At 75.8% G+C, this 14,991-nt stretch carries 2 protein-coding genes; both read left to right on the top strand.

The genetic code is table 11. The annotated features are described in order from the left end of the window. The first annotated feature begins 306 nt into the window (after positions 1–306). Positions 307–843, top strand: coding sequence for a flavin reductase family protein (locus tag ACQB60_RS31130; RefSeq protein ID WP_496929433.1), 537 nt, complete (start codon positions 307–309; stop codon positions 841–843). A gap of 94 nt (positions 844–937) precedes the next feature. Beyond that, entirely contained in the window at positions 938–14,980 is a 14,043-nt protein-coding gene (locus tag ACQB60_RS31125) for an SDR family NAD(P)-dependent oxidoreductase (RefSeq protein WP_496929501.1), read from the top strand. Positions 14,981–14,991 lie beyond the last annotated feature (11 nt).

Raw genomic sequence — 14,991 nt, 5'->3', positions numbered from 1 at the left:
GGCGACCCCGGCCAGGAATTCACGGTGCGCCCGCGAAAAGCGACGATGCCATGGAAGAACCGCCCGTGGCCTACTGGCCGACCACTGTCCGTACATTCGGCGGGAGCGGTGCGGAGAGCCGTCGATTACCCGGCCATGACTGCGATTTCGCGGAGTGCAATCGGGTCCGGCAGAGTCCAGAAGTAGGTGTGGGCTTCGCCACATCTGCCGATTCCCTTGGTTGATCGGTCAGTTACTCGGCAGTGCCGGGCCATTCCTTGAATTCCCGTATGTTCGCTCGGTATTGGCTGACCTGAAGGGCGTGACATGAACTCTGTATCGACCGATGTCGGAGCCGAGCGTGCCGCCTCCGCGGCCCCGGCGGGACTGCGGGAGGTCATGTCCCGGTTCGCCACCGGGGTGACCGTCCTGTCCACGGGCGGAGAGCATCTGCACGGCATGACCGCGAACGCGTTCACGTCCGTGTCCCTCGATCCGCCGGCCGTGCTGTGCTGCGTCGGCCACAGCGCCGTGCTGCACGGCGCGATCACGGCGGCCGGCCACTTCGGCGTGTCCATCATGGGCGCCGCGCAGGAGGACGTGGTGCGCTTCTTCGCGGACAAGCAACGCCCCCTGGGCCCCGAGCAGTTCACCCGGATCGACTGGACCGAGGGCCCGCACACGGGCGCGCCCCTGCTGTCCGGGGCACTGGCCTGGCTGGAGTGCGAGCTGTCCGCCGCGCACACCTTCGGCGACCACTCCATCTTCATCGGCCGGGTGATCGAGGCCCGGCGCGGCAGCGGCCAGGACGGGCTGCTGTTCTTCGACGGGGCATTCCAGCGGGCCGCGACGCACGGCTCCTGAGCACCCGGCCAGCCACCACCGAGCACCCATTTACCGAGCATTCAATTACCCGGAATCCACGGGACATTCGGCAAGAGAAGGGCAGCCGCGCGTGATGACGAGTAAGGGCACTTCTGCGGAGAGCCTCGCGACGGGCACGGACAAAAGTCCGTATCCAGACCCCGACGAAAGGGCCGTCGCCGTCATCGGAATGTCCTGCCGGCTGCCGCTGGCACCGGACCCGGCGGCATTCTGGGAGCTGCTGCGCCGCGGGGCACACGCCCTCTCGGACGCGCCGGAAGGACGCTGGGAAGCGGCGGGCGCCCCCGCCGGGGCCGGGGTGCGCAGAGGCGGATTCCTGGACGGCGTCGCCGACTTCGACGCCGCGTTCTTCGGGATATCGCCGCGCGAGGCGGCCGCGATGGACCCGCAGCAGCGCCTCGTCCTCGAACTCGTCTGGGAGGCCCTGGAGGACGCGCGCACCCTGCCGTCGGCGCTGCGCGACACCCACACCTCCGTGTTCGTCGGCACGCTCCGCTCCGACTACGAGTCCCTGGTCGCCCGGCACGGCCAGGACGCCATCACGCAGCACACCATGACGGGCGTCAACCGCGGCATCATCGCGGGCCGCGTCTCGTACCACCTGGGGCTGCGCGGCCCGAGCCTGGCCGTGGACACCGCCCAGTCGTCGTCGCTCGTCGCGGTGCACCTGGCCTGCGAGTCGCTGCGCGCCGGCGAGTCGTCCCTGGCCATCGCCGCCGGGGTCAACCTGAACCTGCTCACCGAGACCGCCGTCGCCGAGGAGCGCTTCGGCGGCCTGTCCCCGGACGGGGTGCCGCGCACGTTCGACGCCGACGCCAACGGCTTCGTACGCGGGGAGGGCGGCGGCGTCGTCATCCTCAAGCCGCTGTCGCGGGCGCTCGCCGACGGCGACCCGATCCACGGCGTCATCCGGGGCAGCGCCGTCAACAACGACGGCGCGACGCCCGGCCTGACCGTGCCCAGCGGCGAGGCCCAGCAGCAGGTGCTGCGGCAGGCGTACGAGCGGGCCGGGGTCGACCCCCGGCAGGTGCAGTACGTCGAACTGCACGGCACCGGCACCCCCGTGGGCGACCCCATTGAAGCGGGTGCGCTCGGCGGCGTGCTCGGCGCCTCCCGCGAGGAGGGCGACCGGCTGCTCGTCGGCTCGGTCAAGACGAACGTCGGGCACCTGGAAGGAGCCGCGGGCATCACCGGGCTCATCAAGGCGCTCCTGAGCCTCGGCCACCGGGAGATCCCCGCCAGCCTGCACTACGCGTCCCCCAACCCGGCCATCGACCTGGACGGGCTCGGCCTGTCGGTCGCCCGCGAGCTGAGCCCCTGGCCGCACCCCGAGCGCCAACTCGTCGCGGGTGTCAGCTCGTTCGGGCTCGGCGGCACCAACTGCCACGTCGTCCTGACCGAGGCACCGGCCGCCGCCCACAACGACCCCGCGGACCCGGACGCGGAAGGGGGCGCGGTCGCGGCCGGACCGCTGCCCTGGCTGCTCTCCGGGCGCGGTCCGGAGGCGCTGCGCGCCCAGGCCGCCCGGCTGCACGCCCACCTGACCGCGCACCCCGAGCTGCGCCCCGTGGACGTCGGCTACGCGCTGGCCACCACCCGCACCGTCTTCGAGGACCGCGCGGTGGTGCTCGGCGAGGACCGCGAGGAGCTGCTCGCCGGGCTCGCGGCGCTGGCCGACGGCAAGGCCGCGCCCGGCGTCGTCACCGGGTCGGCGCGGGCGGGCCGCACCGCCTTCCTCTTCACCGGTCAGGGCGCCCAACGCCTGGGCATGGGGCGGGAGTTCTACGGGGTCTGCCCGGTGTTCTCCGGCACGCTCGACGCCGTACTCGACGCCCTTCCGGACGGCCTCGGGGCCCGGCTGCGCGAGGTGATGTGGGGCGAGGACGCCGCGCTGCTGAGCCGGACCGAGTACACGCAGCCCGCGCTGTTCGCCGTCGAGGTCGCCCTGTTCCGGATGCTGGAGTCCATGGGGCAGCGCCCCGACTTCCTCGCCGGGCACTCCATCGGCGAACTCGCCGCCGCCCATGTCTCGGGCGTCCTCTCCCTCGAGGACGCCGCCCGGCTCGTGGCCGCGCGCGGACGCCTCATGCAGGAGCTGCCCGAGGGCGGGGCGATGGTCGCCCTGCAGGCCACCGAGGACGAGGTGCTGCCGCTGCTGACGGGAGGGGTCGCCCTCGCCGCCGTCAACGGCCCGCACGCCGTCGTCGTCTCCGGCGACGAGACCGAAACCCTCGCCGTCCAGGCCCACTTCGACGGCCTGGGCCGCAGGACCACGCGCCTGAAGGTCTCACACGCCTTCCACTCGCCGCTCATGGAACCCATGCTCGACGCGTTCCGTGCCGTCGCCCGCGAACTGACCTACCACGAGCCCCGCATCCCGGTCGTCTCCAACGTCACCGGGCAGCTCGCCACCGGCCTCACCGACCCCGAGTACTGGGTCCGCCACGTCCGCGAAGCGGTGCGGTTCGCCGACGGCGTCCGGCACCTGGACTCCGAGGGCGTCACCCACTTCCTCGAACTCGGCCCCGACACCGTCCTCACCCCGCTGGTGGCCGAGTCGGCACCGGGGCCGGACACCGTGGCCGCCGCGGTGCTGCGCCGCGGCCGGGACGGCGGGCGCACCCTGCTCACCGCCCTCGGCACGCTCCTGGTCCACGGCGTGGACGTGGACTGGTCGGGCCTGTACGAGGTGCGCGGAGCGCGGCGGATCACCCTGCCCACGTACGCCTTCCAGCGCCGCCGGCACTGGATCGGCGGGCAGGCCGCCGATGCGGCGCCCGCCCCCACCCGCTCCCCCTCCCCGGACGCCCCGCCCCGCCGGGAGCAGGCGCGGGCGCGGGACGCCGGGGACCTGGTCGCCGAGGGGATCAGGGCGGTCCTGGAGTACGCGCCGGACCAGCGCGTCGACCCGCAACTGCCCTTCAAGGACCTCGGGTTCGACTCGCTGATGTCGGTGGAGCTGCGCGACCGGATCGGTGCCGCGCTCGGCCGGACGCTGCCCAGCGGTCTACTCTTCGACCACCCGACACCCGCCGCGCTCACGGCGTACGTCACCGCTGAACTGGCCGGTGAGGAACAGGAGTTGGAGCCGTCGGAGTCCTTCGCGGACGGTGCCGCCGACGAGCCGATCGCCGTCGTCGGGGTGGCCTGCCGCTACCCCGGCGGCGTCGCCTCGCCGCAGGAGCTGTGGCGGCTCGTGGCCGAGGGCCGGGACGCGGTCTCGGGCTTCCCCGGTGACCGCGGCTGGGACGAGGACCTCTACGACGAGGACCCGGAGCGGTCCGGGAAGAGCTCGGTGCGCGAGGGCGGCTTCCTGCACGACGCGGGCCGGTTCGACGCCGCGTTCTTCGGGATCTCGCCGCGCGAGGCCCTCGCCATGGACCCGCAGCAGCGACTCCTCCTGGAGACGGCGTGGGAGGCCGTGGAGCGCGGCGGGCTCGACCCGCGGGAGCTGTCCGGCAGCCGCACGGGCGTGTTCGTCGGCGCCACCGCCCTCGACTACGGCCCGCGCCTGCACGAGGGCCCGCCGAGCGTCGAGGGGCACGTCCTGACGGGCTCCACGAACAGCGTCATGTCCGGCCGGGTCGCCTACCAGCTCGGCCTGCTCGGGCCCGCCGTGACCGTCGACACCGCGTGCTCGTCGTCGCTGGTGGCGCTGCACCTGGCGATGCGCTCGCTGCGCAGCGGCGAGACGACCCTCGCGCTCGCGGGCGGGGCCACCGTCATGGCGCAGCCCGGCATGTTCGTGGAGTTCTCGCGGCAGCGCGGGCTCGCCGCGAACGGGCGCAGCAAGTCGTTCTCCGCCGACGCCGACGGCACCTCCTGGGCGGAGGGTGTGGGCCTGCTGCTCATCGAGAAGCTGTCGGACGCGCGCCGCAACGGGCACCCCGTGCTCGCCGTCATCCGTGGCTCCGCCGTCAACCAGGACGGCGCGTCCAACGGCCTGACCGCGCCCAACGGGCCCGCGCAGCAGCGCGTCATCCGCCAGGCCCTCGCCGACGCCCGGCTCACCCCCGCCGACGTCGACGCCGTCGAGGCCCACGGCACCGGCACCCGCCTCGGCGACCCCATCGAGGCCGAGGCGCTCATCGCGACGTACGGCAGCGGCCGGGAGGGGCGGGCGCCCGTCTACCTCGGCTCGCTCAAGTCGAACATCGGGCACGCGCAGGCCGCCGCGGGCATCGGCGGCGTCATCAAGATGATCGAGGCCATGCGCCACGGCGTCCTGCCGAAGACTCTGCACGTCACCGAGGCCACCCCGCACGTCGACTGGAGCGGCGGCACGGTGGAGCTCCTGACCGAGTCCCGGCCGTGGCCGGAGGTGGACCGGCCGCGCCGCGCGGCGGTCTCGTCGTTCGGCATCAGCGGCACCAACGCGCACGTCGTGCTGGAGCAGGCCGACGAGCAACTCCCGGTCGCAGCAGGCGACTTGACGGACGGAGGCGGCAGCCCGGTCGCCCTGTGGCCGCTGTCGGGGCGGGACGCGGACGCGCTGCGCGCCCAGGCGGCACGGCTGCGCGACTTCCTCACCGCTGACGCCGACACCACCGGCGCCGACGGCGCCCGCCGCGCCCCCTCCCCCGCGGACATCGGCTACTCCCTGGCCACCGCCCGCACCGCCTTCGAGCAGCGCGCCGTCGTTCTCGGCGGCGGTGTTCTCGGCGGCGGCCGCGAGGAGCTCCTGGCCGCCCTCGACGCGCTCAGCGAGGGGCGGCAGGCGCCCGGTCTGATCACCGGGGACACCCGTGAACACGGCCGCACCGCCTTCCTGTTCACCGGCCAGGGCGCCCAACGCCTCGGCATGGGGCGGGAGTTGTACGAGGCGTTCCCCGCCTTCGCCCGCGCCTTCGACACCGTGCTCGACGCGCTCGATGCGGTCGACGGGGCCAGCTCTCACGGCGGCACCCTGCGTGACATCATCTGGGGCGACGACGCCGACCGGCTCAACCGCACCGAGCACACCCAGCCCGCCCTCTTCGCGATCGAAGTGGCGCTGTTCCGGCTCCTCGAATCCTGGGGCGTCACCCCCGACCACCTCGCGGGCCACTCCATCGGCGAGCTCGCCGCCGCCCACGTCGCCGGAGTCCTCTCGCTCGCCGACGCGGCCACCCTCGTCACGGCCCGCGGCCGCCTCATGCAGGCCCTCCCCGAAGGCGGGGCCATGGCCGCCCTGGAGGCCACCGCCGACGAGGTCACCCCGCACCTGATTGAGCACACCGCCATCGCCGCCCTCAACTCCCCCACCTCCACGGTGATCTCGGGCGACGAGGCGACCGTGCTCGCCGTCCAGGCCCACTTCGACGAGCTGGGCCGCAAGACGACCCGGCTCAGCGTCTCGCACGCCTTCCACTCCCCCCTCATGGCGCCGATGCTCGACGAGTTCCGGGCCGTCGCGAGCTCGCTGACCTACCACGAGCCCGCCATCCCCATCGTCTCCACCCTCACCGGAGACCCAGCCGCCGACCTCACCGACCCCGACTACTGGGTCCGCCACGTCGCCGGCACCGTCCGCTTCGCCGACGCCCTGCACGCGCTGCACGCCCTCGGCGTCACCACCCACATCGAACTCGGGCCCGACGCCCCGCTCACCGCCCTGGGCCGGCAGACCGTGCCGGACGCCGCCTTCGTGCCGCTGCTGCGGCGCGGCCGCGACGAGGCGGCCGAGGCGCTCGGCGGGCTCGCGCGGGCCGCCGTGGCGGGAGCGGCCGTCAACTGGCGGCAGTACTACGACGGCAGCGGCGCGCGCCGGGTGGACCTGCCGACGTACGCGTTCCAGCGCGAGCACTACTGGCTCACGCCGGAGCCCTCGACGGACACCCGCGGCCTCGGCGTCGACGCGGCCGGGCACCCGCTCCTGGCCGCCACGGTCGACCTGGCCGAGCGGGCGGAGCAGGTCTTCACCGGACGGCTCTCCCTCGCCGGGCAGCCCTGGCTGGCCGACCACGCCATCAACGGCACGGTGCTCGTGCCCGCGACGGCCTTCCTCGAACTGGCCGTCGCCGCCGGGGACCAGGCCGGTGCGGGGCGGCTCGCGGAGCTGACCCTGGAGGCGCCGCTGGTCCTCACGGAGCAGGAGGCGGCGCGGGTGCAGGTCACGGTGGCCGCGCCGGACGCCGCCGGGCTCCGGCCCCTGACCGTGCACGCGCGGCCCGACGCACAGGACGGCGCCGCGTGGACGCGCTACGCCTCGGGCGCCCTCGCACCCGCCGCCACCACGACCACCGCCGGGCAGGGCATCGACCTCGCGGCGCAGTGGCCGCCCGCCGGGGCGAGCGCCGAGCCGCTGGACGGCGCGTACGAGCGGCTCGCGGGCCTCGGCTATGAGTACGGGCCCTCCTTCCAGGGCCTGCGCGGCCTGTGGCGGGACGGGGACGTCCGGTACGCGGAGGTGGCGCTGCCCGCCGAACTGCGCGGCGCCGCCGACGGGTTCGGGCTGCACCCGGCTCTGCTCGACGCGGCGCTGCACCCCGTCGTCCTCGCGGCGGGGGACGCGACCGCGCCGGAGGAGATCCGGCTGCCGTTCGCGTGGAGCGGCCTGGAGCTGTACGCGGCAGGAGCGGACACGCTGCGCGTCGCCGTCACCCCGGCCGGGCCCGACACGGTGCGCCTCGACCTCGCCGACGCGACCGGGGCACCCGTCGCGGCCGTCGAGTCGCTGACGCTGCGCCCCGTCGCCAAGGACCGGATCGCACCGCGGGCGCGGGGCGTCGCCGACGCGCTGTTCCATGTGGACTGGCCCGCCGTGGCGGCGGCGGACGGCTCCGGCCTGCGCGTCGTCGAGTGGGACGGCGGCGAGACGCTGCCGGACACCGCCGCCGACGCCGACGTCCTTCTCGTACGCGTCGACAGCGGTACCGCCCAAGCGCTGGCCGCCGCCCAACTCTGGCTCTCCGACGAGCGGTTCGAGGGCACGCGCCTGGCGTTCGTCACCCGTGGCGCCGTCGCCGCCGTGCCGGGTGAGCCGGTGCCGGGTCTGGCCGCCGCCCCGGTGTGGGGCCTGATGCGGTCCGTGCAGTCCGAGCACCCCGGCCGGGTCGTGCTCGTGGACATCGACGGCGGTGCCGCGGCCGAGCGCCTGCTGCCCGCCGCGCTCGCCACCGACGAGCCGCAACTTGCCTTGCGGGGCGACGAGTTGAGGGTGCCGCGGCTGGTGCGTGCGCCCGTCGAGACGCCCGGGGAGGCCGACCCCGCCTTCGTGCCCGGCGGCACCGTGCTCATCACGGGCGGGACCGGCGGCCTCGGCGCGCTGTTCGCCCGGCACCTGGTGGCGGCGTACGGGGTGCGGCACCTGCTGCTCACCAGTCGCCGCGGGCCCGAGGCGCCCGGCGCCGCCGAACTCGTCGCCGAGCTGGCCGGGTCGGGTGCCGAGGCGACCGTCGTGGCCTGCGACGTCAGTGACCGGCAGGCGCTCGCCGCGCTCCTGGACGGCGTACCGGCCGGGCGTCCGCTGACCGGCGTGGTGCACACGGCGGGCGTCCTCGACGACGCGACCGTGCTGTCGCTGACCGCGGAGCAGCTGGAGCGGGTGGCCCGGCCGAAGGCCGACGCGGCCCTGCATCTGCACGAGTTGACCCGCGACGCGGACCTCGGGGCGTTCGTGCTGTTCTCGTCGGTGTCCGGCGTGACCGGCACGGCGGGCCAGGCCGGGTACGCGGCCGCCAACACCTTCCTCGACGCGCTCGCCGCGCACCGCCGCGCGGCCGGTCTGCCCGGCACCTCCCTGGCCTGGGGCCTGTGGGACGCCACACACGGCATGGGCGGGACGCTCGGCGCGGCGGACCTGGCGCGCTGGACGCGCGCGGGTGTCGCGCCGCTCGACCCGGACACCGGCCTCGCCCTGTTCGACGCGGCCCTCGCGGGCGACGCGGCGCTCGCCGTGCCCGCCCGGTTCGACCTGGGCCGCCTGCGGTCCGCCGGGCAGCCGCCCGCGGCGCCGCTGCGGGGTCTGGTGCGCACCCGGCGCGGGGCCGCCCGCGCCGACGCGGCCGCCGCCGGGGACGGCGGGGCCTGGGCGGGGCGGATCGCGGCCCTGCCCGAGGGCGAACGGCCCGATGCCGTACTGGAGTTGGTGCGCACCGTCGTCGCCGGGGTGCTCGGGCACAGCGGCGCGGACCGGGTCGAGCCGGGACGGTCCTTCAAGGACATCGGCTTCGACTCGCTCGCCGGGGTCGAGCTGCGCAACCGGCTCGGCGCCGACACCGGGCTGCGGCTGCCCGCGACGCTGGTGTTCGACCACCCGACGCCCGACGCCCTCGCCGCGTACCTGCTGGGCAAGGTCGGCGAGGCGGCCGGAGCGGACGGGGCGAACGGGGCGAACGGATCAACGGCCCTTACCGCGAGCGCCGGTGCGGTACGGCGGCGGACGCTGGACGAGCCGATCGCGATCGTCGGCATGGCCTGCCGGTTCCCCGGCGGGGTGCGCTCCCCGCGCGACCTGTGGCGGCTCGTCGCCGACGGCACCGACGCCATCAGCGAGTTCCCCGCCAACCGCGGCTGGGACCTGGACGGCCTGTACGACCCGGACCCGGAGCACACCGGCACCTCGTACACCCGGCACGGCGGGTTCCTGCACGAAGCCGACCTGTTCGACCCGGAGTTCTTCGGGATGTCGCCGCGCGAGGCGACCGCGACCGACCCGCAGCAGCGGCTGCTCCTGGAAACCGCGTGGGAGACCTTCGAGAGCGCGGGCCTCGACCCGGCCGCGGTGCGCGGCTCGCGCACCGGGGTGTTCGCCGGGGCCATGTACGACGACTACGCCTCCCGACTGGCCGCAGCCCCCGAGGAGTTCGAGGGGTTCCTGCTCGCCGGGAACCTCTCCAGCGTGGTCTCGGGGCGCCTGGCCTACACGTACGGCCTGGAAGGGCCCGCGCTCACCGTCGACACCGCCTGCTCCTCGTCGCTCGTGGCGCTGCACCTGGCGGCGAACGCGCTGCGGCAGGGCGAGTGCGACCTGGCCCTGGCGGGCGGGGTGACGGTGATGTCCGGGCCGAGCACCTTCGTGGAGTTCTCGCGCCAGCGCGGCCTGTCCACGGACGGGCGCTGCCGCTCCTTCTCCGCCGACGCCTCGGGCACCGGCTGGGCCGAGGGCGTGGGGCTGCTCCTGGTGGAGCGGCTCTCCGACGCGCGCCGCAACGGGCACCGGGTACTCGCCGTGGTGCGCGGCACCGCCGTCAACCAGGACGGCGCCTCCAACGGCCTGACCGCGCCCAACGGCCCGGCGCAGGTGCGCGTCATCCGCGAGGCACTGGCCGCCGCCGGGCTCGCCGCCGACGAGGTGGACGCGGTCGAGGCGCACGGCACCGGCACGAGCCTCGGCGACCCCATCGAGGCACAGGCCCTCCTGGAGACGTACGGGCAGGGCCGGGAGGCCGAACGGCCGCTGTACCTGGGCTCGTTGAAGTCCAACATCGGGCACGCGCAGGCCGCCGCGGGCGTCGGCGGGATCATCAAGATGATCGAGGCGATGCACCACGGCGTCCTGCCGCGCACGCTGCACGCCGAGGAGCCGTCGCCGCACGTCGACTGGGACGCGGGCGACATCGAGCTGCTCACCGAGGAGCGGCCGTGGCCCGAGACGGGGCGCCCGGCACGCGCGGGCGTGTCGTCGTTCGGCATCAGCGGCACCAACGCGCACGTCATCCTGGAGCGGCCGGCCGACGAACCGGCCGCCGCGGTACGGGAGTCGGGCGCCGGGCACGGTGACTCCGCCGGGCAGCGGGCCGAGCGGCGGGCCGAGCGGCGGACCGTGCCGTGGATCGTGTCCGCGCGCACCGACGCCGCACTTCAGGCGCAGGCCCAGCGGCTGCACGACGCCCTCACCGAGCACGACGCACTCACCGAGCAGGGCGCGCTCGCGGCCCACGACGGCCCGGACGGGCCGGACGGGCCGGACCCGCTCGACGTCGGCCACTCCCTGGCCACGACGCGGGCCCGCCTGGAGCGGCGCGCCGCCGTCGTCGGCTCCGACCCCGCGGAGCTGCTCGCCGGGCTCGCGGCCCTCGCCGCCGGGGAGCAGTCGCCCGCCGTGGTGCGGGCGGGCACCGGGCGGCGCGGCCGGACGGCGTTCCTGTTCACCGGGCAGGGCTCCCAACGCCTGGGCATGGGACGGCAGTTGTACGAGGCGTCGCCGGTCTTCGCGCAGGCCCTGGACGAGGTGTGCGAGCACCTCGACATGGAGCTGCCGTATCCGCTCAAGAGCATCCTGTTCGCCCGGCCCGACTCCGCCGACGCCGCCCTGATCGACCAGACGGTGTTCACCCAGGCCGCCCTGTTCGCGGTGGAGACCGCCCTGTTCCGCCTGGTCACCCACCACGGGCTGCGGCCGGACTTCCTGCTCGGCCACTCCATCGGCGAGGTCACCGCCGCGCACGCGGCCGGGGTGCTGTCCCTGGAGGACGCGTGCACGCTGGTCGCCGAGCGCGGCCGGCTGATGCAGGCGGCCCGCGAGGGCGGGGCGATGGCCGCGCTGCAGGCCGCCGAGGACGAGGTGCGCGCGCAGCTCGCGCCGTACGACCCGCGCGGCATCGCGATCGCCGGGGTCAACGGGCCGCGGGCCACCGTGGTCTCCGGCGACGCGGCGCTCGTCGACGAGGTCGCCGCGCACTGGCGCACCCTGGGCCGGCGCACGAAGCGCCTCCCGGTCAGCCACGCCTTCCACTCCCCGTACATGGAGGAGGTCCTCGACGAGTTCCGGACGATGGCGGCGGGCCTCGACTACCGGCAGCCGCGCATCCCGGTCGTGTCCAACGTGACCGGCACGCTCGCCACCACCGACCAGCTGGCCTCGCCCGACTACTGGGCGCGGCACATCCGTGAGGCCGTGCGCTTCCACGACGGGGTGCGCTACCTGGAGGAGCAGGGCGTCACCGAGTACGTGGAGCTGGGCCCCGACGGGGTGCTCACGGCGATGGCGCAGGACTGCCTGACCGCCGACGCGGGGCTGCTCGTGCCGGTGCTGCGGGCCGGGCGGGACGAGACGGAGTCGGTCACGGCGGCCGTCACGGCCACCCTGCTGCGCTCTCCGGACGCCGACTGGTCGACGCTGCTGCCCGGCGGGCGCCGCGTGGAGCTGCCCCACTACGCCTTCCAGCACCGGCGTCACTGGCTGGACGGCGCGGCGGGCGGCGGCGACGCGGCGGGCCTCGGCCTGACCGGCGCCGGACATCCGCTGCTGGGCGCCGCGGTGCGGCTCGCGGACCGGGACGCGTACGTGCTGACCGGCCGGATCTCGCGGCGCGGCCACGGCTGGCTCACCGACCACGCCGTGCACGGACTGGTGCTGCTGCCCGCCACGGGCCTGCTCGACATCGTGCTGAGCGCGGGCGAGCAGGTGGGCTGCGGGCGCGTGGCGGACCTGACGGTGTCGGCGCCGCTGGTGCTGCCCGCGGACGGGGCGGTGCGGCTGCAGCTCGTCGTGGGCGAGCCGGACGGCGCGGGCGGGCGGCCGGTGACGGTGTACGCGCGTCCGGACGGCGCCGGAGCGGAGGAGCCGTGGACGGCGCACGCCGGGGGCCTCCTCACCGAGGACGCCGACGATGCCGCCGCGGGCGCCTCCCTGGCGTCCTGGCCGCCGCCCGGCGCGGTCGAGGTGGACCTCGACGGCGCCTACGAGCGGCTCGCCGCGCTCGGTTACGGCTACGGGCCCGCGTTCCGGAATCTGCGGCGGGTGTGGAAGGGCGCACAGGGCACACAGGGCACACAGGGCGAGCGGGAGCTGTACGCGGAGGTGGCGCTCGACGCCGAACTCCGTACTTCCGCAGGCGAGTTCGGCCTGCACCCGGCGCTCTTCGACGCCGCGCTGCACACCCTCCTCCCGGGCGTCGCCGAGGACGACGGCACTCCGTGGCTGCCGCTGAGCTGGCAGGGCGTCAGCCTGTACGCGACCGGGGCCACGGCCCTGCGCGTGCGGCTTGCTCTCGCCCCGTCGGGCGGCGACGCCCTGGAGGCCGCGCTGACCGTCACCGACACGAGCGGCGTGCCGGTCGCGTCCGTCGAGTCGCTGCTGCTGCGCCCGCTGTCGGAGCGGGCGCTGCGCACGGCGGCCGCCGGTACGCGGGACGGCCTGCTCCGACTGGACTGGCCGGCCCTGCCCGCCGGGAACGCCGGGGACGCCGGGGACGCGAAGGAGCCCGACGGCTGGGCGGTGCTCGGCGCCGCCGCGCGCCCCGAGTGGGGCGCGACGCGGTCGTACGCCGATGTCGCCGCCCTGGGCGCCGACGTGGCCGCCGGGGGTGCGCTGCCGCCGGTGGTGCTGCTGCCCGCCGACGCGGCCGGACCGGAGACCGGGACGCTGCCCGAACGGGCGCACGGCGCGGTGCGGGACGTCCTGGAGACGGTGCGGTCCTGGCTGGCCGACGAACGTCTCGCCGGGGCGCGCCTGATGGTCGTCACCCGGGGCGCGGTGGCCGTGGGCGCCGAGGACGTGCCGGACCTGGCGCGCGCGGCGGTGTGGGGCCTCGTGCGGTCCGCGCAGGCGGAGAACCCGGGCCGGATCGCGCTGGTGGACCTGGACCCGGTGGCCGACGCCGGTTCCGCCACCGGGTCGCTCGCGGCCGCGCAGACCGCGCAGGAGGCCCAAGTGGCCGTACGGGGCAGCGAGTTGCGGGTGCCGAGGCTGGTCCGGGCGGAGGCCAGGGACGGCAGCACCGGCCCGGCGGCCGACACCCGCACCGACACCCGCACCGACGCCTCGGCACCGGCCGGCGCGGCCTCCGCTCAGGACGGCCACGTGGCGAACGCCTCCGAAGCGCCCCGCTGGGACGGCGGCACCGTCCTGGTGACCGGCGCCACCGGCACCCTCGGTGCGGTCCTGGCCCGGCACCTGGTGAGCGAGCACGGCGCCCGGCGGCTGCTGCTGCTCAGCCGCCGGGGCCCGCAGGCGCCCGGCGCCGACGGGCTGCGCCGCGAGCTGGCCGGGCTCGGCGCCCAGGTGGACGTCGTGGCCTGCGACGTGACGGACCGGGAGTCCCTCGCCGGGGTGCTCGACGCGATCCCCGCCGAGCACCCGCTGACGGCGGTCGTGCACACCGCGGGCGTCCTCGCCGACACCACGGTGGCCGCGCTCACGCCCGAACAGCTGGAGCGGGTGCTGCGGCCCAAGGTGGACGCGGCCTGGCTGCTGCACGAGCTGACGCGGGACCGGGAGCTGTCGGCGTTCGTCCTGTACTCGTCGATCGCCGGGATCGTCGGCACCGCCGGTCAGGCCAACTACGCGGCAGGCAACGCCTTCCTGGACGCGCTCGCCGCCCACCGCCGCGCCCACGGGCTGCCCGGCACGTCCCTCGCCTGGGGGCTGTGGAGCGAGTCGTCCGAGATCTCCGGGTCGCTCGACGAGACCGATCTGCGCCGACTGGCCCAGCTGGGCCTGGTGCCGCTGGACACCCGGGACGCGCTCGGCCTCTTCGACGCGGCGCCCACGACCGGCGAGGCCGTCCTCGCGGTCACCCGGCTCGACGGGGCCGCGCTGCGGGCTCGGGGCGGTCAACTGCCGCCCGTGCTGCGGTCCTTGGCGCCCGCCGCGGCGGTCAGGCGGCGGACCGCGACGGCTGCGGCCGGGGGCGGAGCCACGGGCGACGCGGGTGAGGCGCCGCTGGCGCAGCGGCTCGCCGCCCTGGGCCCGGCCGAGCGGGAGCGGGCCCTCACCGACCTGGTGCGCTCCCAGGTGGCGGCCGTGCTCGGGCACGGCGACGCGGGCGGCATCGAACCCGACCGCGCCTTCCAGGAGTTGGGCTTCGACTCGCTCACCGCCGTGGAGCTGCGCAACCAGCTCAACCGGGCGACCGGACTGCGGCTGCCCACCACGCTGGTCTTCGACCACCCGTCGCCGAAGGACCTGGCCGCGTACGTGCTGGGTGAACTGCCCCTGGAGCAGGGCCCCGGCGACGCGGACGATCCGGTCCTCGCCTCCCTGACGGGCCTGGAGGACGCCATCGGCGCCACCACGGACGCGGCGGCCCGCGAGCTGATCGCCGCCCGGCTGCGGGACCTCCTCGCCGCCGCCGAGACGGGCGGCACGGCCCCGCAGGCCGGCGGTGCGCGTCCGGAGCCCGACGCCGCGGACGTGGACCTGGACACGGCCAGCGACGAGGAACTGTTCGCCCTCCTGGACGACGAGTGAGCCCCGTACCC

This window comes from Streptomyces odontotermitis (assembly GCF_050510915.1).
Lineage (GTDB): Bacteria > Actinomycetota > Actinomycetes > Streptomycetales > Streptomycetaceae > Streptomyces.
This window is presented reverse-complemented; position numbering and strand designations above follow the sequence as displayed.

Bases quoted from the DNA above. Each gene is read 5' to 3' on its own strand.
- ACQB60_RS31125 (WP_496929501.1), top strand. From the start codon at position 938: ATGACGAGTAAGGGCACTTCTGCGGAGAGCCTCGCGACGGGCACGGAC.
- ACQB60_RS31130 (WP_496929433.1), top strand. From the start codon at position 307: ATGAACTCTGTATCGACCGATGTCGGAGCCGAGCGTGCCGCCTCCGCG.